The organism is Paenibacillus peoriae, assembly GCF_022531965.1.
In the GTDB taxonomy this organism is placed as follows: domain Bacteria; phylum Bacillota; class Bacilli; order Paenibacillales; family Paenibacillaceae; genus Paenibacillus; species Paenibacillus polymyxa_D.
Map to the genome: position 1 here is coordinate 2,572,876 of NZ_CP092831.1, position 22,001 is coordinate 2,594,876.

Genomic DNA, 22,001 nt, shown 5'->3' on the forward strand with positions numbered 1-22,001 from the left:
GACCCTGTGCTATGCTTACATGAAAGAGAAGCTAGACGTACTAATGATGATCTTTACTATGCGTATAAACATCTGATGATACGACGAATAGAAAGGATGTACAGCCATGAATTCTGTCATTGAACTTAACAATGTAAGCTGGAAGAGAGATAACCGCACCATACTAGATCAAATCAATTGGCAGGTAGCTGAGGGAGAGCACTGGGCTGTACTCGGCTTGAATGGGTCAGGTAAAACAACGATGCTCAATATGATTAACGGTTACATATGGCCAACCACAGGTAGTGTTGGTGTATTGGGCCATACCTTTGGGGATGTGGATCTGAGGGAGCTGCGCAAATCTATTGGTTGGGTCAGTTCCTCTTTACAGGAAAGAATTAATGGGAGTCAGCGTACGCAGGATGTTGTTATTAGTGGCAAATTTGCCTCCATTGGACTTTATGATCAGACGACGGATACAGATTATGAACAGGCCGTTCAGCTTATGACGCAACTGGGGTGTGCTCATCTCGTGGATCGGTTGTATCAGGGATGCTCACAGGGAGAAAAGCAGAAAGTGCTTATCGCCCGCGCATTAATGGCCTCGCCCAAGCTACTGATTTTGGACGAGGCGTGTAATGGTTTGGACTTTTTTTCCCGGGAAGCATTGCTGGATAGCATTCGCCAGTTATCGGAGTCGCCGGCTTCGCCGAATTTACTGTATGTTACACATCATATCGAAGAAATTCTACCGATGTACACGCATACGATTTTAATCCGCCGGGGCACGGTATTTGCTAAAGGTAAAACGACTGATATTCTAAGCAGTGAAACGCTTAGTGCTTTTTTTGAAACGCCTGTGCAAGTAGAATGGAGACAGAATCGCGCATGGCTCTCTATGGTGTAGAGAGTCTTTTTTTTCTCGCTAACCTGCTACCAACATAATCAGAATAGGCAATATCAGGAATGAGGCAAACGTGCTCCACAGGATGCAGGTGGAAACCAGTTTTGGCGATGCATTAAATTTTTCTGCTAAAATGACAGCATTCACAGCAACAGGCATTGAGGCAAGAATGAAGAGAACGGAGAACAAAAGACCTGAAATTCCCAGTATCAGCATAGCAAGACAAGCCGCAAGCGGGGAGAGTAGAAGCCGAATTGTTAGTCCGGCGTAGCTGGCTTTTTTAATAGACGACTCCAACTTAAATATTTTTACATAAGCCATCTGGGTACCCAGAATCGCCAGCACGACCGGAGAATAGGCAGCAGCAATCATCGAGACGCCTGATTGAATTCCTGAGGGAAGATGCCAGTCCAGTAGCCGCAGTCCCATGGCGAGTAGAGCTGCATAGATCGCAGGAAGTGAAAACACCGACTTAACAGCACTTTGAACAGAAAATTCAGAGCGGGCTGCAAAGTAAACGCCAATGGTATTGACCATAATTATCTGGATGACGACATACACGGAGGCTTTATCCAGACCGAGCTGCCCAAAGGCAAGTAAAATTAGGGGCAGGCCATAATTTGCACTATTGGTGAGTGTGGAGATTAAGGTAAGTCCAGCCGTTTCCGGAGTGCTCAGTCTAAAGATTTTCCCTGCTAATTGTGCAATTCCCCACAACAGCAGCAGGTTTAATATTGAAAAAACGGCAGTCTGCGCCACATCATGCCAGGTAAGCTGTGCTTTGAGTAGCGTGTCCAGAATCATTGCGGGGCTTAAAAAATATAAATACAAAGTCGAGAGCGGTTTCGTTTCCAGCTTCATGAATTTTCCAAGTAAAAATCCGGCGATCACCGGAATGGACAGCGGAACGATAACCGATAATAGAGTTGAAAGTACGATTTGAATCATGAATTCCACCCATCCTTTCTGTAATGACATTTTCCATTATAAGACGCTACTTTCGAGCCCGTCCAAGATGAAAATACAATCAAGGTCATAGGTATATACTATGAAGAGTTGGACACTTATTGTGAAAATAACAAAAGGGATGCCCACAGCCATGATGAACGGCTAATAGGCATCCCTTTTGTTATAATAAACCAATAATACTGCTGGTTTATGCAGTAGCCATGGTTTCCGCTTTGGTTCGGCAATCGTCAGAGCAATAGTGCTGATGCTGTTCTTCGCAATCCGGACATGCAATATGCTGGAGATTGCACACTGGGCAGTTGATATAATGATCGCTCGGCGTTTCACAATGGAAGCACTTGCCGACAATGACGTCCTCATCCGTATGATTGATCGGAATCGAGATTCGTTCGTCAAATACGTAGCATTTACCGTCAAACAAACGTCCTTGTACTTCCGGGTCCTTGCTGTAAGTCACAATGCCGCCATCCAACTGGCCTACATCGTTAAATCCTTCTTTGATAAGAAGACCCGATAACTTTTCGCAACGGATACCTCCGGTGCAGTACGTCAGAATTTTCTTGTCTTTGAACTGAGTCATATTGTTGCGAATCCATTGTGGAAATTCACGGAACGATTCGACTTCGGGGCGAATAGCCCCGCGGAAATGACCGATGTCATATTCATAGTCATTACGTCCGTCCAGAACAACTACATCTTCATCTTGAAGCTGTTCATAAAACTCCTTTGGTGACAGACGCTTACCGCTAATTTCATTAGGGTCCAGCTCATCTTCATGACGCAGCGTAACAAGCTCCTGACGATGGCGTACAAATATTTTCTTGAACGCATGACCGTCAGACTCATCTATTTTAATAACGATATCGTGGAATTTCGGATTGGCGCGCAAATCACGCATATATTGCTCCGTTTGCTCTACTGTACCAGACAGTGTTCCGTTGATTCCTTCCGCAGCAATCAAGATTCTTCCCTTGACGCCCAGCTCCTTGCAGTAAGCCAGATGCTCTGCCGTAAAGGTGGCAGGATCTTCAATGTTGACATATTTGTAAAACAACAAAATTCGATAAGTATGTTCACACATGTAAAATCACCCTCTGATTCAAGTCAAAGTTTTTTAAAAGCAATTTTAAATGTACCACATTCTTTTAGTTAGTCAACTTAAATGTATAAAAAGTGGAAATGAAAAAGGAGACGAGCGACAAAAGTAAGGGTTTACATTATAATAGTTACGTACTGATGAGGGGATTTTTGGTAGCAGGATGAGATCTACTGGATGAAAGGATGAATGAAATGAAGCATCATTTGACAGCGCATACACCACCTATGGGGTGGAATAGCTGGGATTGCTACGGTGCAGCAGTACGGGAAGAGGAAGTACGGGGAAATGCTCAATATATGGCGGAGCATCTGAAGGAATATGGTTGGGAATATGTCGTGGTAGATATTCAGTGGTATGAGTCAGGAGCAGTATCTTCACAGTATCGCCCGTTTGTCCCATTGGCAATGGATTCATTTTCACGTCTTATTCCAGCGGTGAATCGGTTTCCTTCGGCAGCAGATGGACGAGGCTTCCAAGCTCTTGCGGAATATGTACACGGTCTGGGATTGAAATTTGGTATACATATTATGAGAGGCATCTCCCGCCAGGCGGTGCATCAGGATACCCCGATTTTGGGAACCACAGCCACGGCGAGACAAATTGCGCATCCCAACTCTATTTGTCCCTGGAACACAGATATGTATGGGGTAGATGCATCCAAGGAAGGCGCACAGGAGTACTATAATTCGTTGTTTGATCTGTATGCGGAATGGGGTGTGGATTTTGTCAAAGTAGATGACATTGCTGCATCACGTCTCTATGGTATTCATTTGGCGGAAATTGAATTGATTAGGCGGGCTATCGCCCAATGCGGACGTCCGATGGTGTTGAGTCTATCGCCTGGTCCTGCACCGCTGGAGCATGCATCTGATTTAATCGCAAACGTGAATATGTGGCGTATGACTGATGACTTCTGGGATGTATGGCCTTTACTGTATGGTATGTTTGAGCGCTGCGAGAAATGGGCGGAACATGTAGGTCCGGGTCACTGGCCGGATTGCGACATGCTACCACTGGGTCATCTGGGTATTCGTTCGGTAGATTCGGTAGATTCCGGCAGCCATGACAGATGGACACGCTTTACTAAGGATGAGCAGCTAACGATGATGACCTTGTGGAGCATTTTCCGGTCTCCCCTGATGTTCGGGGGCGAACTGCGGGATAATGATGCATGGACTCTTTCTTTGCTGACTAATGAAGAAGTGTTAAATGCTCATCGCAACGGTTTGAATGCACGGCAGGTGTATAGAAAGGATGAACATATCGTTTGGACTTCACATAACGGGAAAGGGCATGTATATGCAGCTTTGTTTAATGCTGGGGATGAATCTTCAAAGGTGCGTGTATCCTTAAAAGACCTTGGTATTGAAGGTCAGGCAAATGCCAGAGATTTATGGAACCATGTAGATTTAGGTGTTTTAGCACAAGAGCTGTCCACAGATTTACCTCCTCACGGAGCAGCTCTATTTATTTTGAAATAGAGGATTTTGCAATAATCCTGAATAACATAATGTAAGGAAGAACTATGCTGTAGTTCCAACCCAATCACCCTATCGTAAAAGTGAAAGATATCTTTACAATAGGGTGTTTTTTTGCATGTGTAACTTTAGGATATTTTAACGAACTCGACATTATTCTTGGGAATATGACATTTGGAACGTGTTAATTTTATATAGTGCCTATTTCTGTACAAATTTAAATCATTTTAACGAATAGACTCGAGAAAGGAGTCAAATGATGAAATTAAAAAAAATCCACCAAAATGAACAGGACGAGCCTTGGCCCTCTAGCAAACCAATACTATGTATCGGAGGGGCCAATTTGGATCGTAAAATCATGATTAAAGGTACATTTCAGCTTCATACCTCCAATCCGAGCAGTACAAGACTGCAATCTTGCGGTGGGGTAGCACGAAATGTAGCCGAAAATTTAGGGAGGTTGAGCCAGCGGGTCAGCCTGCTGACCGCAGTTGGGGACGATGCGGAAGGTGAATTTATTATCGAACAGTCCAGCCGTTACATGCACGTGGTTCCTCTGCAAGTCCAAGGTGAACCGTCAACTGGGGTTTATACTGCCTTGCTGAACGAGCGTGGTGAACTGATTGTAGCGACAGCAGAAATGGAGATTTATGATCAGATTCGTCCTTCAGTAATTTTTGAAAATGCTCCTTTAATTGCCTCATCCCGACTCGTTCTGCTGGACACTAATTTCTCTATGAACGTAATTGCAGCCACCATACATGTCTGTCATGAGCATCGGATTCCGATTGTCGTTTCTTCGGTATCGGCCTCGAAGATGAGAAAGCTTCCCCGAAATTTGCATGGAGTGGAGTGGCTGGTATGTAAACCGGTGGAGGCTGAAGCCTATTTGGAGCTAGAACTTACAGATGATCAGCATATGTTGGATGCCACCCGAATTTTTCACAAACTTGGAGTTCAGAATGTCATTTTTATCTGCGGTGCTGATCGTGTTTTGTACGCCTCTCAGGATGGAACTCATGGCCAAATTCCCATTCATCCCGTTCAAGAGGTCATTGATGTCACAGGCGCAGATGATGCTTTTATTGCCGGGATGATATATGGAATTACCCAAGGTTATCCTATGGAGCAAGTGTGCCAATTTGGAATTAGCTGTGTCGACTTGACCCTGCAAACGGATCGGACGGTCTCAGAGACTCTTTCTATGAATAAACTTCATTCTAGGTTTCAGGAGCTGTATGGCACACATACGCAAAATTTTGTGTTTTTCAAGGGCGTGTATTTTAAAAAGAATGATACATAATTAATCAAGAGAACTCTAACCTACAACAGCGCATATTTGGAGCTTCACGTATGTAATGGCCTCAATTATTGAATTTGTAAAAGGAGCATGTTGTATGATGGACAGACTGATCTATTCTATGCGGCCCTTACAGGCAGAGCAGGGTAACGAGTTTCTTGCTGTGTAGCAGAAGATTATCTCCTTGACTAGAAATTACATTTCGTGTAAAGTGGTGAAAATTGTAATATATAGGAATAGTGTAGACCAAGGATCAAAGGTTCAATACTCGCTGTACAGAGAAGAAACTCATGGGCTGAAAGGTTTCTCGCCGCGAATGAACGTTTCCCTGCCTTGTGAGCTGTAGCGGTTTGTATGATAAACCGTTACCGGCTAGAAGCCGTTATCTGATGAAGGACCGTTCCCTGTATGGCTACGGTCAAATGAAGGGTGGTACCACGACACATTCGTCCCTGACGGATGTGTCTTTTTGCGTACATTTTATCGTCCATACAAGGAGGAAGCTACACATGCGCCAAAGCCAATTATTACTGACAACCTTGCGCGAAGCACCCGCAGAAGCTGAAGTAATCAGTCATCAGCTTATGCTGCGGGGAGGATTTATCCGCCAACTGGCGGCTGGAATGTACACCTATATGCCCCTGGGCAGACGGGTGCTCAGAAAAGTAGAGCAAATCGTACGGAATGAAATGGATCGCGTAGGGGCTGGGGAGCTGCTGATGCCTGTATTGCAGCCAACGGAGTTGTGGCAAGAATCAGGAAGATACGATGTTTATGGTCCTGAGTTGATGCGTTTGCAAGATCGGCATGGTCGGGAGTTTGCTTTGGGGCCTACACATGAAGAGGTCATTACGTCTTTAATACGAAATGAAGTGAATTCTTATCGCAAATTGCCTGTAACGTTGTATCAAATTCAAACCAAATTTCGGGATGAACGACGTCCGCGATTTGGCCTGCTTCGCAGTAGAGAATTTTTGATGAAGGATGCCTATTCGTTTGATGCACATTGGGAAGGACTAGATCATACCTATTCGACCATGTTCCAGGCATATCATCGCATTTTCACTCGCTGTGGTCTAAACTTTCGTGCAGTAGAAGCAGATGCGGGTGCCATTGGTGGCGAAGGTGAAACCCATGAATTTATGGCTCTAGCTGATATTGGAGAGGACACCATTGTAGCATGTACCTGCTGTGAATATGCAGCTAATCTTGAAAAAGCCGTGGCGCGATCGACGGGAAAAATAGAAATATCTCCTGTCTCATATAAAAATGAACAAGTCAGCCCTCCTTCTTTTGATACAGCTAAAATGGAAAAATTCCATACTCCAGGCCTGTGTACAATAGATCAACTGGTTGAATCGCTTCACATAGAGCCCAAAGAAATCATCAAAACACTGATTTATATGGCTGACGATCAACCTATTGCTGTAGTTGTTAGGGGGGATCATGAGGTTAACGAAGTGAAAATTAAACATATTTTAGGTAGTGAAAAATTCGAAATAGCAAGTACAAACATCGTGTCAAAGGCGACTGGAACCCCCTCGGGGTTCATAGGCCCATGCGGATTGACAATCCCTGTGTGGGTGGATTACGCCGTTGTCCAAATGTCCAGCGGTATCGCAGGCGCGAACGAGCTGGATTACCATTATCGACATGTGAACCCAAGGCGCGATATAGATCTTCGGCATGTGGCTGACTTGCGCAATGTCATAGAAGGGGATAGATGTCCTCGATGTGACGAAGGGGAATTGAAACTTCATCGTGGAATTGAGATCGGACACGTATTTAAATTGGGCACCAAATATAGTGAGAAGCTGGGTGCGACCTTTCTGGATGCGTCTGGAGCTGAGCAAGCGATGATTATGGGCTGCTATGGCATTGGCTTATCCCGGATCCTTTCTGCCATTGTAGAGCAAAATCACGATCAGAACGGAATGATATGGCCTTATGCACTAGCCCCGTTTCAAGTTCATATTATTCCGATTTCTGTGAAAGACAGGCTTCAGATGCAAATAGCCGAGAAATTACACAACCAGCTGCAGGATCGCGGTGTGGAGGTGCTGCTGGATGATCGTGAGGAACGGCCTGGGGTTAAATTCAAAGACTCCGATTTAGTAGGTATTCCCGTGCGCATCATCGTAGGTAAAGATGCCGAACACGGGAAAGTAGAGTTAGTGGAACGAAAAAGCTGCAACAAAGAGACGATTCGTATTGAAGATGTAGAGAGACGAATATTGGAACTACACTAAGCATCTATATCCCGTAGAATATGGCCTTCTCCGAGTGTAATCTCATGAAAGTCCGCCATCTGACGTGCCTGAAACCGGATTGGCTTGTCCCGACCTATCATAATGATATTTTGAACGTCGGCAGCGCCTTCCGAGGGGAGCGAGAAAGTTGAGACATAGGCAAATTCTTCACGTAACGTTGTATGAATGGCATTGATCAAATGGTCGTGTTCACTTTTGCCCATTAAATTCATGATCAGGGAGCCTTCGGAATCCAGCTTTTCTTTGGCCATCTTGAAAAATTCCCAGGATACTAAATGCAAGGGCGTACCCAGCTCCGTGAAGGCGTCCAAAATAACATAGTCATAAGCATCCGGCGCTTCCTTCTCCAGAAGGCGTCGTCCATCGCCAACAGTCACATTATCCTGATCGTATCCAAAGAATGTTCGGCTGAACTCTACAACTTGTGCATCCAGCTCGGCAATCTTAAAACGTTTATCTGTAAAATGACCCGCTATTGTACCTATACCGTGCCCGATAACAAATACATCTTCAAATGATGGATCGTTCAGCTCCATAAGATGGATAATTGCTCTCGGATATTCGAACAAAATGCGTTGTGGATGATTCAAGTCCACCGCGCCTTGGACGGCTGTATTTGAAAACTGCATCACCCGAAATAATCCCTTTTCACCATACAGCTCGGTGGTTTCGTATACTGTGATTTCATGATTATGGCTCAACTTTTTGTACAAGACATCCAAGTGAATGATCTCCTTCAAGTCAGACTTCCTCTTCATCTTAGACATGGATAGGGAGATTGTCCATAGATGAGGAGAAATGAAAGTACACATTTTCAAGCATCCCTAATTAGGTAGAATTGTTTATTTTTCCATAACAGAGTTGTTTAAACTTGTTCGTATGTCCTTTAGGAGATATAATATACAAGGATATAATGAAGTTCGTTGTGTATATTCATACAGGAAGAGAGCGGGATATTATGGGACGTAAGTGGAATAACATTAAAGAAAAGAAGGCATCCAAGGATGCTAATACGAGTCGTATATATGCTAAATTTGGCGTGGAAATTTATGTGGCAGCCAAACAAGGCGAACCTGATCCTGAATCCAATCGGGTACTAAGAGTAGTTCTAGAACGTGCAAAAACGTACAATGTACCCAAAGCAATCATTGACCGTGCTATTGAAAAAGCAAAAGGTGCTGGCGATGAAAACTACGTAGAGCTTCGTTATGAAGGTTTCGGACCGAACGGTTCCATGGTCATTGTAGATGCGCTGACCAATAACGTTAACCGTACAGCATCGGATGTGCGTTCTGCTTTTACTAAAAATGGTGGTAGCCTGGGTGTGAGCGGATCTGTAGCCTACATGTTTGATTCAACAGCAGTTATTGGTCTGGTGGGTAAAACCGCAGATGAAGTGCTGGAGCTACTGATGGAGGCAGATGTAGAGGTACGTGACATCATTGAAGAAGATGAAGCCGTCATCGTATATGCAGAGCCTGATCAATTCCATGCTGTGCAGGAAGCTTTCAAACAAGCAGGAGTAACTGAGTTTACCGTTGCGGAGCTCACCATGCTTGCCCAAAATGATATTTCTCTTCCAGAAGATGCACAGGTTCAATTCGATAAACTGATTGATGCATTAGAAGATTTGGAGGATGTTCAGCAGGTTTACCACAATGTAGACTCTGAGGAATAGTCTTTGTTAATTAGTTTGTAAAAACACCGTATTTAGATACGGTCAGATTGTCGAGAAACCCCGTCATTTTGAGACGTGGGTTTCTTTTTTACATCATAATGCTCTGGTCTCTGGAGAAGCAGGGGGGGTTACCCCTGTTTCTCCAGGCGATCTAGGTGGATCGCCATCTTCTTCATGTTCTGCACGGCTGCCGTCATAAGGGCTTGTTCCCTGACGTTTGGAAGACCGCGCAAACGGCAATAGCGAAACCCATGGAGCTCTTTGGCATCCGCGAAGCTTCGCTCAATCGTCTCTTTTCGTTTGCGGTACAGCTTTTTACCAGATGGGCTCAGCCGGTTGCTCCGTACCCACTCTTTGCTGTCTTCCCAGACATGCCGAGTCACCACTTTGCGGTGGTTTCGAGACTGGGTACACTGACTTAGCAGTGGGCAATGCTGGCACTGAGCTGGGTCAGAGGCATACTGCCGGTATCCCTTACGGTCCGTCGTTCGGTAGGGCAGTTCCTGTTGGGCTGGGCATCTATACGCATTGCGTTTGGCATCGTATTCAAACTTCCATTTCGGAAACAGTCCTTGTCTGGGATGGAATCTTCGGTGAGCAATCACGGCAAAAATCTTTCGGTTCTGCAAACCTCGGCAAATCGGCGTTGTTAAATAACCTGAATCTAGTGCAACAGCTTCTACTTGAAAACCAAAACGTTCTCTTTGGCGATCCAAACGGGACAAATAGGGGACAGAATCATGTACATTCCCTGGTGTCACATACACGTCCGTAATCAGATTGTACTTCATATCCACCGTGCGGTGGTCCAGATAGAAGAAGCCTTCGGGCTTGCCATCACGGATCATATAGCCGCTGTCCGGGTCTGTTTTGCTCACTTTAATTTCTTTTTCTTCGTTCACTTCCTCTCGGGATTTTAAGGCTTTTTTCCGTGGTTTCTCCGGTCATCCTTCACCGCTTCGTTCAGCTCGTCCATATAGTCTTTAGTATTCTGCAACACTTGTTCTTTGGTGTACTGGTGCCTGTTAGCATTGGCTTTGACGTGTGTGGAATCGGTGACGAGAACACGCCCACCCACCATTCGGTGAGAGATCGCCTGCAGCACAATTTCATCGAAGATATCTTGAAAGATCGTGGTGTCTTTAAAGCGAGTGCGACGATTCCAGCTAATCGTCGTATGGTCCGGAACTTTATCCGTTAAGCCCAACCCCAGAAACCAACGATAAGCTAGGTTCGTCTGAATTTCTCGCTCGAGTTGCCGTTCTGAGCGAATGCCATAGAAATAACCGAGAAAGATCATTTTAAACAATACGGTAGGATCAATGGCAGGACGCCCGTTGTCTGCACAATACAGTGGTCGAACTTTATCACGATAAACGAAAAATCGATATACTTATCTACTTTGCGGAGCAAGTGATCTTGAGGAACCAGATCTTCGATGGAAACAAATTCGTAGGATTGTTGTTTTTCGCGGTTGGAGCGTAGCATATCAACACCATCCGTTCTACAATAGTTACCTATATTATACAACATTAACGCGGTGTCGTCTTAAACAAAATTAACATAAAATAGGCTGTCGGGACTTTCTCGACAGCCTGACCGTATTTAGATACGGTGTTTTTTTGTATAGTAATCATCGGACCTCTTATGGTTATTTTTAGGGTCATAAGAATAACTGGGATATTTGACAACGGGCCATTTTACCTTTCGTAAATTTGAGATCACATCAGTACCTACATGTAAATTACTCTGAATCAGTTCTGTAGGCGTAAGGGCCATCCATTGATTCAAGGAAACATCTGCAAAACGGTCACTTTTAAACATTTCAAGAAACCAAAGTGTGCTGGAGCCTGTATTTTGAATGTAATGACCGTAAGCAAAAGGCACATATCCAACATCTCCGGCTCTAAAATCAAACGTACGGGCTGCACCATTACCGCCAAAGACAGTCATCCGTCCTTGCCCGGCAAGATAGTATTGCCATTCGTCATTATTAGGATGCCAGTGCATTTCTCGCATGGCGCCGGGCTCAATCTCAACAAGAGCAGCTGCAATGGTTTTGGAAATCGGAAAATTGGAGGAGTCGACGATTCGTACGCTTCCGCCCGGCGTTTTGATTGGGGGCTGGGCTAGTAATTCATGCTTGAAGGACTGAGGTATCGTACCATAGGGAGAGGAAACCGCTTGGCTTTGAAGAGAACCGGGAACGGAATCCTGATAGATATATACTTGGTCTTGAGGAATTGCTGCAAAATCAGCCTCTGGTACACCAAAATTTGCAGAAAGTACGTCTTTGGGAGTATGTGCGAACCAATCGGAGATGGATAGGGTGTTCAGATCGGAGAAACTACCATCATCAAAAACCAGCAAAAATTCGCACCCATCCTCAAGTCCCTGTATAGAGTGCGGAATGCCAGGAGGGAAATACCAGAGATCTCCGGGACCCACATCAGCAATAAAATTACGTCCATTTTGGTCTACTGCCGTAATGCGAGCACTTCCCAACAGCATATATGACCATTCCGCTTGCTGATGCCAGTGAAGCTCACGTACACCACCCGGTGTCAAACTCATATTCACCCCGGCAAGGGTTGTAGCAATAGGTAATTCCCTTACCGTTACTTCTCTTGACCACCCACCATGATTAAGCTGCATATGGGCATCAGAAAAAGAAAATCTCATATTTGGAATGAGACCATTGTCCGTTACGGGGGGAACCAGCATATCGGGATTCTGTAGATCCCTCATCACATCACGTGGACCCTTGTCGATGCCCCCAGTACCATCACTTCTGATGGGTTGGGGGATTTTTGCATTTTTAGGGCAATCATTATGCATTATTAAATCTTCCTCTCCAGGTTGAAGCTTGATGAAGTATGGGATAAGAAAATACGCATAAAGATTTTATGATCATGTAGTGAGTTTTATGCTGTATGCGTTAGATCTGTAAACTGAGCCTGAATGATTTGAGCTAAATCGTGCGGACTTAACTCCAGTTGGGTCCCAATTTTCCCACCGCTTACAACGATGACTTCCAGTTCCAATGCAGGCTGGTCGATAAAAGTGGGGTAGAGCTTTTTCATTCCTATGGGGGAGCAGCCACCGCGAATATATCCCGTAAACTTTTGCAAATCCTTAACTGGAAGCATTTCAATTTTTTTCTCTCCTGCGGATTTGGCTGCTTTTTTGAGATCAAGCTCTTTATGTACAGGAATTACAAAAACAAACAGATTTTGTTTGCTGTGTGCAACCAAAGTTTTGAAAACTATCTCCGGGGTTCTATCGATTTTCTCAGCCACATTCATACCGTCTATTTTTCCATCTTGATGATCATAACTCAAAATATTGTATTGTATATGTTGCCTGTCCAATATGCGCATGGCGTTTGTTTTGCTGGCACTCATCTTATTTCTTCCTTTCTTTAGAGTTTTTCCAAGTGATCCACATAATCCTTTGCATCCTTAAGGGAAAGATCCTTAGCCGTTCTCAGTTCTTTTATGGCTTGAATCTTTTTTCCTTCCCTAATGAGCAGGAGCAACCTTTCATTGATATCTTCTGAAGCTCCTGCATCTAGAAGATGTGGAGGAGTGGAAGGGATGGTGCCTGACAGCGATGTTCCTTGTATTCCTGAACGATTTTCAAGACGCTCCACGTCGGATTTCAAGTCATTAAGCCGAGATTGAAGGCTGTAGACCTTAATTAAAAGTATGACGGAGAGGAGCAATGCGATGATTGCTATATACTCAATAGCTGACAACAGAATTCCCCCCTATTTAAGTGACTTTCAACGCAGAAATGCTGCACTAAAAATTTATTTCTTATTTATAGTATAGCATGATGATAGAGGAGAAGAGGAAAAGGCTCATTCCTCTTGAAGCGGTAACACGGTTTCGTCTTTGTTTATATCCAATTTAGATAATCGGCGTTGAAAACTTTCTTTCCAATTCGATTCAATCATGTCCGCGGCGGCTGCGAAATTTTTAGCTATAAGCTCACTGATTATTTTTTGGTGTTCTGCAACTGATGACTCTGCACCCAAAAAACCGTCAAAGTATGTCACCTCATAACGGCGCAGCTTTTTTTTCAATCCATCCAGCACATAAATCAATTCTTCATTTGCCGACAGATCAATAATAACCTGGTGGAATTGAGCATCATATTGTTGCGCAAGTATTGCATTTTCTTCCTTTAGCGCACGTTTGAGCTCTCCATTTAATAATTCTAATTCGTTAATGTGCTTAGATTGAATATTTTCTTGAGCAAACGAGACAGCAAGCTTCTCAAGTGACCCGATGATGGGGTAGAGCCGATAGGCCTGTTTAATATCAACAGGTGCTACCTGCGTCCAGCTATTGGCTTTAGTCTGAACCATTCCTTCTTCTTCCAATCTTAAAATAGCTTCACGGATAGGTGTACGGCTGGCTCCTAGAACCTCCGCTAATTCTTGATCCTTTAACTTATCTCCAGGCTTTAAAACACCACTAATAATCCATTCTTGTAGCTGTAGGTATACTTGCTCACGTATAGATGAACGCTTAACTTTGGTTGCATGTTTGGATAGCAATGATTAGACCTCTTTCGAATTTTATTTGAATGTAATATATCACATACAATTCATGAGTATCAATGATTGCAGCCCGATTTCATACATATTTCATATCGCAAACCAAGTTGACAGTATATAGTCTGATGGGTAACATGTAATATATCACATGCGATATTTTACTGATAAAGCTAAGACATTTAGTATTTTAAGAATAGAAGGAGACATGTATGCAGGATATGACAGCTTTAAAATACATGGCAAATGAGAAGGCACGTAAAGTAGAATTCAAGAAAATATCTGTGGAATTTATGGATAGGAATATGGCTCAAAAGGTTAGAAACTTCCATAAAAGCTTTCCTGAATATGAAGTCACTCCACTGCATAACTTGAAAAAGTTGTCATGCAAGCTGAATGTAGGGAGCATATGGATAAAAGATGAATCCTACAGATTCGGATTGGGTGCTTTTAAAGTATTAGGTGGGTCCTTTGCTGTCGGCAAGTATCTGGCAGATAGACTGAATATGGATATTTCAGAGCTTTCTTTTGAAAAGTTGAAAACCGAAGAGATCAAGGGACTATTGGGCGATATTACTTTTGTAACAGCTACAGATGGAAATCATGGTAGAGGGATTGCTTGGGCGGCTAGCCAGCTAGGACAGAAATCAGTCGTGTTTATGCCTAAAGGATCTTCTGAAGTTAGATTAAATCATATTAGAAATGAAGGGGCAGAAGCCTCTATTACGGAACTAAACTATGACGACACTGTTAGGTTGGCCAGCACCTATGCTACTGAGCATCGTGGGGTCTTGCTACAAGATAGTGCATGGGAAGGCTATGAAGAAATTCCAACTTGGATTATGCAAGGCTATGGGACGTTGATAGATGAGGCATTGGAACAGATCCGAGTGGCTGGTGATGATTATCCGACGCATGTATTTTTACAGGCAGGTGTTGGTTCATTTGCAGCAAGTATACTGGGATATTTGATATCTCATTTTGGTGAAAAAAGACCGACAACGGTTATTGTTGAGCCTAATGAAGCTGCGTGCATCTATAAATCAGCGGCGGAAAATGACGGAAAACCTCATGCTGTAACAGGTTTTATGCCCACGATTATGGCTGGACTTGCTTGCGGGGAACCTAGCACCGTGGCTTGGGAACTATTGAGAGATTATGCGGATATGTATATCACCTGTTCGGATTTTGTATCGGCAAAGGCAATGAGGATGCTTGGAAATCCATTACCTGGTGATCCCCAAATTATATCTGGTGAGTCTGGTGCTGTTGGCTTAGGTGTTTTGAGCTTATTGCGGAAGCAAGAAAATTTAATTGAAGCTGCAGCTCAGCTTCAATTAAATGAAGACTCCAGAATACTCATCATAAGCACGGAAGGGGATACAGATCCCGAGGCATACAGACAAATTGTATGGGAAGGCAAGTATCCATCTTTTTCATGAGAATGAGCAAAACTTTTAGAATGAAAAGGGGAATGCAAAATGGTATTTAAAAGTTCCAACCTATGCATTGATGAAGCACGTTTACTGGATCGGATTCAATCGCTTGGCCAAAGGGGACGTGACCCTGAACAAAAGCTCACCAGACTGGCAGCTTCTGCTGCAGACAAGAGTGGTCGTGACACCTTGGTAGCCTGGATGAAGGAGGCTGGTTTGGAGGTTGTGGTCGACCGTATTGGAAACATCTTCGGCATATGGAAAGGAGCAAATGATCCTCAATTAGCTCCGGTGCTGATTGGGTCGCATATTGACACAGTGATCAATGCCGGTGTGTACGATGGTTGTTATGGTGTGCTTTCCGGTCTTGAGGTCATTCGGACATTGCAGGTTTCTGGCTTTGTTCCTGCTCGCTCTATTGTAGTGGGTGCTTTTACGAACGAGGAAGGGGTTCGTTATGCCCCTGATATGATGGGCTCGCTGGTATATGCAGGTGGACTCCCGCTTGAGGACGCATTGGCCTCTGTTGGAACAGACGGCACTATATTGGGAGAAGAGTTGGTACGCATCGGGTATGAAGGAACAGAGGAGCCGGGTTTTATGCTGCCACATGCTTATGTGGAGCTTCATATTGAGCAGGGCCCGGTACTGGAAAGTGTCGGTGTTCCGATTGGTGCAGTTGAGAACCTTCAAGGAATATCCTGGCAGCGCGTTATTATTGAGGGGGTTGCCAATCATGCCGGGACTACACCGATGTCGATGCGCAGAGATGCGGGACAGGCAGCAGCCAGTGTCATCACATTTTTAAGGGACCGGGTGACAAGGTCGCAGACACCTACGGTGGCTACGGTTGGTTGTCTTAGCATGGAGCCTAACGCGATTAATGTTATTCCTTCACGCGCCACGTTTACTGTTGATTTGCGTGATCCTGATGAGCAGAGATTGCAGGCTGAAGAAGCGGCGCTGACCGAGTATCTTAGAGAACTTGCAGCTTCCGAAGGGGTAACGATCACGACCGAGCGAATGGCCCGTTTTGAGCCGGTTGCTTTCGATGCCAACATTGTGGAGTTGATAGAGGCTGCTGCCATGCAGCGTGAGCTGCGCTCCAAGCGAATGACATCCGGCGCTGGTCATGACGCTCAAATGATGGCTCGCATTTGTCCGGCAGCTATGATCTTTGTCCCAAGTATTGGCGGCATTAGTCATAATCCGCGCGAATACACGCCGCGACCGGATCTGGTAGCAGGAGCCAATGTACTATTAGACGTTATTAAACATCTTGCTGGAGATGTTTAATACGAGCTATTTAATCAGTTTAAAACAAATAAATCAAACGGGGTACCCATGGTTCAGAATCTGCGGTACTCCGTTTTTTCTTATCCAAATGAGTACAAATTGACTTTTTACAGGCAGAGCGTTATATTACAACTTATTATAAACCTTTTAATAAATACTGGAAAAGGAGTGTATTCAAATACAACCAGTCTCCAATAACACCATTCGGGTTAAACAAATTAATGTAGAGTTAGTTAAAAACACACTGAAATCCAAGGAATATGCAACCAAGTCATCGATAGCCAGTATCACAGGTCTTAGTGTGGCAACCTGCGGAAATATTCTGAATGAGCTTCTTCAAACCGGGGAAGTATTAGAGACGGAATTGGAAGAGTCGAACGGCGGACGTCCGGCTAGACGTTACAAATATAACGCTGATTATTCTTATATTATCTGTTTAAATGTGAAAACGGAAGGCGGTATACATTCTCTTACTTATGCTGTTGCTAATTTGCTTGGTGATATCATCATCGAGAATACTTCCATTGTGCCTCATATTGATTATGAGGTCATAGAAACCAAAATTGGAGAGCTGATTAATAACTATGGAAACGTCAAAGCCATTGGAATTGGCATCCCCGGGGTTGTTCATCAAGGAATTATCGATGTTTGTGATCTCGACCTGCTCATAGGAGTCCCTGTAGGTCCACAGCTTCAAGATAAATACGGATTAGAAGTTACCATTGAAAATGATATGCATTTAACAGTCTACGGATTTTATAACATGCAGAATTATGATGAGGATAAAACCTTTGCTATTGTTACGTTTCCAAAAGACAATTTCCCCGGAGCGGGTTTTATTGTCGATGGACATTTGTTAAAAGGAAATACCAAATTTGCGGGGGAAGTTTCCTTCTTACCTTTTGATTTAACAAGAGAGGAACAGCTTAAACAGTTAAATAGCACAGAGGGATTTGTTCCTCTGGCGATCCAAACGATAACTTCCATTATTGCGATTATAGACCCTGTATCTATCGCTTTGACTGGAGAGTTATCCAAGCCGAATCTGTTGGACGATATTTATAACGGCTGTCTAAAAGATGTACCCAAAGAACATATGCCCGAAATTTTTGTGAAAAACGATACTCATGATGAATACATGTTTGGGTTGATTTCAGTGACCCTTGAAAGTCTGACGTACAATTTGCAATTGGTGGAGAAAAGGAAATAGGGCATCGTTCAATAAAGCATGAGAGGATGAGATTAATGAATCAAAAATCGATTGCATGGACTACAGGGACATGGACTAATCATCCTGTATCATCCATAGAAGAAGACCAGTTCCTTAAAGTTGAAACCAGAGAAGGAAGCGACTACTGGGAAAAAACTTTGTATGGGTTTGAACGCAGTAGCGGACATTCCCTGCTTACAGACTGGGAAGAAGGCTCTGCCATCGAAGTCACGTTTCAATTAGGCTCATTTACGGAGCTTTACGATCAGGCCGGTATAATGCTGTATCAAGGACAACAAAAGTGGATTAAAGCCGGAATCGAATTAAATGACGGAATTCCTCAACTGGCAGTCGTAGTCACAGATGGCTATTCCGATTGGTCATTAGCTCCTGTACCCGATTGGGTAGGGAAAAATGTCACGATCCGTGCTTCACAACTACAGGACGCGGTTATCATTAGAGCCCGAACCGAAAATCAAAGCTGGCGCACTGTACGTGTAGCACGTTTTCCTTATGAAACGGGACAACAGGCAGGTCCTTTTGCCTGCGCGCCGACTCGAGCCGGCTTTCAGGTTATCTTTACACGCTGGGTAAGTACTGAACCAGATAGAGATATTCATGTAGATCCGCCATTTGAAGAATAGTCATTTTACTCAATAATAGAAGAGTTATAAATATGGGAGTAATTATTGGAGATAATACTATGATAAGCTCTGGATGTTTTTAAAATAAAACTTGACATGAAACGCGTTACAAACCTTAAGATTCAATTAGAAGTACTTTATAACACATTTGCATAAGGGTAACGTGTTTCTATCCTAGTTAATAAAAAACATCAGCAAAGGCGGAGAAAATATGAGTACACAGTTTCCAAAAGATTTCCTGTGGGGCGGAGCAGTTGCTGCTAATCAGCTCGAAGGCGCTTATCAAGAAGATGGAAAAGGCTGGTCCATTCAGGATGTAACTCCTCGTGGTGGTTGGGGGCCCGTTACGGATGTACCCACAGAAGATAACATGAAATTGATCGGTATTGATTTTTATCATCATTATAAAGAAGATATCAAACTTTTCGCGGAAATGGGTTTCAAAGTATTCCGTACTTCTATCGCATGGTCACGTATTTTCCCTAAAGGTGACGAACTGGAGCCTAACGAAAAAGGCTTGCAATTTTATGATGATTTGTTTGATGAACTTCACAAATATGGAATTGAGCCACTCGTTACACTATCTCACTATGAAACACCTTTACATTTGTCCAGAGAATACGATGGTTGGGTAAACCGTAAGCTTGTTGATTTTTATGAGCGCTATGCTACAACTGTATTTAATCGCTACAAAGATAAAGTTAAATACTGGTTGACTTTCAATGAAATCAACTCCATTCTTGAAGCACCATTCATGAGTGGAGGAATTAGCACACCAAAAGATCAACTTAGTGAGCAAGATCTTTATCAAGCTATTCACCATGAGCTTGTAGCGAGTGCAAGAGCGGTAAAAATCGGTCATCAGATCAACCCTGATTTCAAAATTGGCTGTATGGTGCTGAGTATGCCTACTTATCCGCTGACACCAAATCCAGACGATGTCATTGCTGCAATGGAATTTGATCACAGAAACATGGCATTTGCCGATATTCACGCAAGAGGTCAATACCCAGGTTACATGAAACGTTTCTTTAAAGAAAACGGGATTACTATTCACTTTGAACCAAGTGATGCCGAAGATTTGAAGCATACCGTTGATTTTATCTCGTTCAGCTATTATATGAGTACTTGTGAGACAGCTGACGAAGCTAAAAAAGTCAAAGGTGAAGGTAATATCCTTGGTGGTGTCATCAATCCGCATCTTGAGGCAAGTGAGTGGGGCTGGCAAATTGATCCGCAAGGTTTGCGTTATGTCCTGAATACGTTCTATGATCGCTTCCAAAAACCACTATTCATCGTTGAAAATGGTCTGGGCGCCGTTGATGAACTGATTACAAATGAAAAAGGCGAAAAAACGGTTGAAGATGACTACCGGATCAACTACCTGAATGATCATTTGGTTCAAGTTGGAGAAGCTATTGAGGACGGAGTAGAGGTTTTGGGCTATACGTCTTGGGGATGTATTGACCTTGTCAGCGCATCGACCGCTCAACTTAAGAAACGTTATGGCTACATTTACGTAGATCGTCACGATGATGGCAGCGGTACACTTGAAAGATATCCGAAGAAATCGTTTCATTGGTATAAAGAAGTTATTGCTACGAATGGTGAAAGCTTGAAACGTTAATTTATAAATAATCCAGTGTTTAATTATATATAAATGAAGGCTTATAGATAGCGACCGCTTTTTTCTTTTACGAAGCGGCCGCTAATTTTTTAGGAGTGTTAGAATTGGACAAAAATTAATTACTAATATATATTAAGACTTATTAAAACACTAATAATAACTATACAGAAAATTGAGTCCAGTATAAATTAATGATTTTTTCATTATGAGGGCTGCAGAAGGAGGAAAATAATGAAGATTGAGCATGTAGCGATCTGGGTGAGAGACTTAGAAAAGATGAAGAGCTTTTACGAGCAATATTTTGATGGAAAATCTAACGATAAATATTATAACGCTACAAAAGGATTTGAGTCCTATTTTATCACCTTTGAGGATGGAGCAAGGTTAGAGGTTATGCGTAAAACGGGAGTAGATCATTCACCACAGATCAATATTACGGGCTGGGCTCATGTGGCATTTTCCGTTGGAAGTAAAGCACTGGTGAATGAAAAGACAGAGCAGCTCATGCATGCAGGATATGAAGTAGTGGGTCAGCCAAGATTGACAGGTGACGGCTATTATGAAAGCGTAATTAAAGATCCAGAAGGTAATTTGGTGGAAATTTCAATGTGAGTAGCTTTTCAGTTCTGAAGAGTGAGCATGTGGAATCCTACAATGAAGCTTTAAAAGAAATCTGACTTCTGTATCTAAATAAGCGAAGCGAGGATGGATCGGTGGTAATGTGCCTTCTGGTGTGATTGCGATTGAAAACCCTTGCAAGGTCACCCGTAAAATCACCGAAGATGATAAGTACAAATATAAAAGGAATAACAATAAACTACAGCTCACTCGGAGCTGTAGTTTATTGTCTTAAAAAGAGTATGACCAAACGAAAGAACATTTTTGCACAGATTTGTTTAGGGAATAATGCAATAATGTGCTTAAGTGGAATATTTTCAGCCTATTCAGAAAGGAAAGAATAATTATGAAATTGATGTTTATATCAGATATTCACGGCTCACTGCATTGGTTGCAATTGGCACTGGAAAAGTTCAGGGAGGAGAAAGCCGATCGTCTTGTCCTGCTCGGAGATTATATGTACCACGGACCACGTAATCCGTTACCAGAAGGGTATAATCCGGCAGAAGTCGCCGCACTGCTGAATAAGCACAAGTCCCATATTGCGGTTTCTGTGCGCGGAAATTGCGATGCAGAGGTGGATCAGATGCTGCTGGAGTTTCCTATGATGGGTGATTATGCTTTGCTATACCATGAAGGACGGAGAATCTATGTCACGCACGGACATGGCTTTAGTATCGGAAATTTACCACCACTAGAAGCGGGAGATGTGTTTATCCAGGGACATACTCATATTCCGGTAGCGGATGTGGAAAATGGGATCTTTATACTGAACCCCGGTTCGATCTCGCTGCCAAAAGAAAACTATCCATCCTCTTACGGTGTGTTGGAGGGGGCACAATTCACTGTGAAGGATTTTGATGGGAATACAGTGAAAGCAATCACATTTTCAAAGTAATTTACTCCAATGTGAATGTAAATTATTGAAAGTT

At 43.3% G+C, this 22,001-nt stretch carries 19 protein-coding genes and 1 pseudogene; 12 read left to right on the forward strand and 8 right to left on the reverse strand.

What is annotated here, in order from left to right:
- The first annotated feature begins 106 nt into the window (after positions 1 to 106).
- Positions 107 to 886, forward strand: coding sequence for an ABC transporter ATP-binding protein (locus MLD56_RS11515; protein WP_029514871.1), 780 nt, complete (start codon positions 107 to 109; stop codon positions 884 to 886).
- A gap of 18 nt (positions 887 to 904) precedes the next feature.
- On the opposite strand, the gene MLD56_RS11520 is transcribed toward MLD56_RS11515, so the two are convergent.
- On the reverse strand, positions 905 to 1,831 hold the full coding sequence (locus MLD56_RS11520) for an AEC family transporter (RefSeq protein WP_029514873.1): 927 nt from the start codon (positions 1,829 to 1,831) through the stop codon (positions 905 to 907).
- A gap of 208 nt (positions 1,832 to 2,039) precedes the next feature.
- Entirely contained in the window at positions 2,040 to 2,933 is an 894-nt protein-coding gene (locus MLD56_RS11525; protein ID WP_029514875.1) for an oxygen-dependent tRNA uridine(34) hydroxylase TrhO, read from the reverse strand.
- A 209-nt stretch (positions 2,934 to 3,142) separates the two neighbouring features.
- On the opposite strand from MLD56_RS11525, the gene MLD56_RS11530 reads away from it, so the two are divergent.
- The 3 genes from MLD56_RS11530 to MLD56_RS11540 all read left to right on the forward strand — a co-directional run bounded on the left by MLD56_RS11530 (position 3,143) and on the right by MLD56_RS11540 (position 7,978).
- Positions 3,143 to 4,432, forward strand: coding sequence for a glycoside hydrolase family 27 protein (locus MLD56_RS11530; RefSeq protein ID WP_029514876.1), 1,290 nt, complete (start codon positions 3,143 to 3,145; stop codon positions 4,430 to 4,432).
- Positions 4,433 to 4,688: 256 nt separating this feature from the next.
- On the forward strand, positions 4,689 to 5,732 hold the full coding sequence (locus tag MLD56_RS11535; protein ID WP_029514878.1) for a carbohydrate kinase family protein: 1,044 nt from the start codon (positions 4,689 to 4,691) through the stop codon (positions 5,730 to 5,732).
- 506 nt (positions 5,733 to 6,238) lie between these two features.
- Positions 6,239 to 7,978: a proline--tRNA ligase gene (locus MLD56_RS11540; protein ID WP_029514880.1), complete on the forward strand. Its 1,740-nt coding sequence runs from the start codon at positions 6,239 to 6,241 to the stop codon at positions 7,976 to 7,978.
- Here the strand turns inward: MLD56_RS11540 and MLD56_RS11545 are convergent.
- Entirely contained in the window at positions 7,975 to 8,739 is a 765-nt protein-coding gene (locus MLD56_RS11545; protein ID WP_080658550.1) for a spermidine synthase, read from the reverse strand. The genes MLD56_RS11540 and MLD56_RS11545 overlap by 4 nt on opposite strands.
- Before the next feature lie 218 nt (positions 8,740 to 8,957).
- On the opposite strand from MLD56_RS11545, the gene MLD56_RS11550 reads away from it, so the two are divergent.
- A complete protein-coding gene (locus tag MLD56_RS11550) occupies positions 8,958 to 9,677 on the forward strand; it encodes a YebC/PmpR family DNA-binding transcriptional regulator (protein WP_013310214.1) in 720 nt (239 codons plus the stop codon).
- Positions 9,678 to 9,805: 128 nt separating this feature from the next.
- On the opposite strand, the pseudogene MLD56_RS11555 reads toward MLD56_RS11550, so the two are convergent.
- From MLD56_RS11555 to MLD56_RS11575, 5 genes and pseudogenes are all read right to left on the reverse strand, one after another.
- Positions 9,806 to 11,165 (reverse strand): annotated as a pseudogene (locus tag MLD56_RS11555) (IS1182 family transposase).
- Positions 11,166 to 11,282: 117 nt separating this feature from the next.
- Positions 11,283 to 12,515, reverse strand: a complete 1,233-nt coding sequence (locus MLD56_RS11560; protein ID WP_029515119.1) for an oxalate decarboxylase family bicupin — start codon at positions 12,513 to 12,515, stop codon at positions 11,283 to 11,285.
- A gap of 86 nt (positions 12,516 to 12,601) precedes the next feature.
- Positions 12,602 to 13,081, reverse strand: coding sequence for a Cys-tRNA(Pro) deacylase (ybaK, locus tag MLD56_RS11565; protein ID WP_029515118.1), 480 nt, complete (start codon positions 13,079 to 13,081; stop codon positions 12,602 to 12,604).
- Between the two features lie 17 nt (positions 13,082 to 13,098).
- Entirely contained in the window at positions 13,099 to 13,434 is a 336-nt protein-coding gene (locus MLD56_RS11570) for a ribosomal protein L7/L12 (RefSeq protein WP_029515116.1), read from the reverse strand.
- A gap of 105 nt (positions 13,435 to 13,539) precedes the next feature.
- The gene (locus MLD56_RS11575; RefSeq protein WP_029515115.1) at positions 13,540 to 14,241 is read right to left on the reverse strand and encodes a GntR family transcriptional regulator; all 702 of its coding nucleotides are present in this window, start codon (positions 14,239 to 14,241) and stop codon (positions 13,540 to 13,542) included.
- A gap of 209 nt (positions 14,242 to 14,450) precedes the next feature.
- On the opposite strand from MLD56_RS11575, the gene dpaL reads away from it, so the two are divergent.
- The 7 genes from dpaL (at position 14,451) to yfcE (ending at position 21,967) form a co-directional block, all read left to right on the forward strand.
- The gene (gene dpaL / locus MLD56_RS11580) at positions 14,451 to 15,680 is read left to right on the forward strand and encodes a diaminopropionate ammonia-lyase (protein ID WP_049816868.1); all 1,230 of its coding nucleotides are present in this window, start codon (positions 14,451 to 14,453) and stop codon (positions 15,678 to 15,680) included.
- Between the two features lie 39 nt (positions 15,681 to 15,719).
- Positions 15,720 to 16,970, forward strand: coding sequence for a Zn-dependent hydrolase (locus tag MLD56_RS11585; protein WP_029515112.1), 1,251 nt, complete (start codon positions 15,720 to 15,722; stop codon positions 16,968 to 16,970).
- Between the two features lie 301 nt (positions 16,971 to 17,271).
- The gene (locus MLD56_RS11590; protein WP_080658555.1) at positions 17,272 to 18,180 is read left to right on the forward strand and encodes an ROK family protein; all 909 of its coding nucleotides are present in this window, start codon (positions 17,272 to 17,274) and stop codon (positions 18,178 to 18,180) included.
- A 35-nt stretch (positions 18,181 to 18,215) separates the two neighbouring features.
- Positions 18,216 to 18,824, forward strand: a complete 609-nt coding sequence (locus MLD56_RS11595; protein ID WP_029515109.1) for a DUF1349 domain-containing protein — start codon at positions 18,216 to 18,218, stop codon at positions 18,822 to 18,824.
- A gap of 211 nt (positions 18,825 to 19,035) precedes the next feature.
- Positions 19,036 to 20,451: a glycoside hydrolase family 1 protein gene (locus tag MLD56_RS11600; RefSeq protein ID WP_029515108.1), complete on the forward strand. Its 1,416-nt coding sequence runs from the start codon at positions 19,036 to 19,038 to the stop codon at positions 20,449 to 20,451.
- Between the two features lie 231 nt (positions 20,452 to 20,682).
- Positions 20,683 to 21,063, forward strand: a complete 381-nt coding sequence (locus MLD56_RS11605) for a VOC family protein (RefSeq protein ID WP_029515106.1) — start codon at positions 20,683 to 20,685, stop codon at positions 21,061 to 21,063.
- Between the two features lie 352 nt (positions 21,064 to 21,415).
- Positions 21,416 to 21,967 carry a phosphodiesterase gene (gene yfcE, locus MLD56_RS11610; RefSeq protein WP_029515104.1) on the forward strand — a complete coding sequence of 184 codons (552 nt, stop codon included), beginning with the start codon at positions 21,416 to 21,418 and terminating at the stop codon, positions 21,965 to 21,967.
- Positions 21,968 to 22,001 lie beyond the last annotated feature (34 nt).

What these genes read in the sequence shown, in the direction of transcription:
- MLD56_RS11530 (WP_029514876.1), top strand. Translation starts at nt 3,143, where the DNA reads ATGAAGCATCATTTGACAGCGCATACACCACCTATGGGGTGGAATAGC.
- MLD56_RS11600 (WP_029515108.1), top strand. Translation starts at nt 19,036, where the DNA reads ATGAGTACACAGTTTCCAAAAGATTTCCTGTGGGGCGGAGCAGTTGCT.
- MLD56_RS11560 (WP_029515119.1), bottom strand. Translation starts at nt 12,515, where the DNA reads ATGCATAATGATTGCCCTAAAAATGCAAAAATCCCCCAACCCATCAGA.
- MLD56_RS11520 (WP_029514873.1), bottom strand. Translation starts at nt 1,831, where the DNA reads ATGATTCAAATCGTACTTTCAACTCTATTATCGGTTATCGTTCCGCTG.
- MLD56_RS11585 (WP_029515112.1), top strand. Translation starts at nt 15,720, where the DNA reads ATGGTATTTAAAAGTTCCAACCTATGCATTGATGAAGCACGTTTACTG.
- MLD56_RS11540 (WP_029514880.1), top strand. Translation starts at nt 6,239, where the DNA reads ATGCGCCAAAGCCAATTATTACTGACAACCTTGCGCGAAGCACCCGCA.
- ybaK (WP_029515118.1), bottom strand. Translation starts at nt 13,081, where the DNA reads ATGAGTGCCAGCAAAACAAACGCCATGCGCATATTGGACAGGCAACAT.
- yfcE (WP_029515104.1), top strand. Translation starts at nt 21,416, where the DNA reads ATGAAATTGATGTTTATATCAGATATTCACGGCTCACTGCATTGGTTG.
- MLD56_RS11515 (WP_029514871.1), top strand. Translation starts at nt 107, where the DNA reads ATGAATTCTGTCATTGAACTTAACAATGTAAGCTGGAAGAGAGATAAC.
- MLD56_RS11595 (WP_029515109.1), top strand. Translation starts at nt 18,216, where the DNA reads ATGAATCAAAAATCGATTGCATGGACTACAGGGACATGGACTAATCAT.
- dpaL (WP_049816868.1), top strand. Translation starts at nt 14,451, where the DNA reads ATGCAGGATATGACAGCTTTAAAATACATGGCAAATGAGAAGGCACGT.
- MLD56_RS11525 (WP_029514875.1), bottom strand. Translation starts at nt 2,933, where the DNA reads ATGTGTGAACATACTTATCGAATTTTGTTGTTTTACAAATATGTCAAC.
- MLD56_RS11535 (WP_029514878.1), top strand. Translation starts at nt 4,689, where the DNA reads ATGAAATTAAAAAAAATCCACCAAAATGAACAGGACGAGCCTTGGCCC.
- MLD56_RS11605 (WP_029515106.1), top strand. Translation starts at nt 20,683, where the DNA reads ATGAAGATTGAGCATGTAGCGATCTGGGTGAGAGACTTAGAAAAGATG.
- MLD56_RS11550 (WP_013310214.1), top strand. Translation starts at nt 8,958, where the DNA reads ATGGGACGTAAGTGGAATAACATTAAAGAAAAGAAGGCATCCAAGGAT.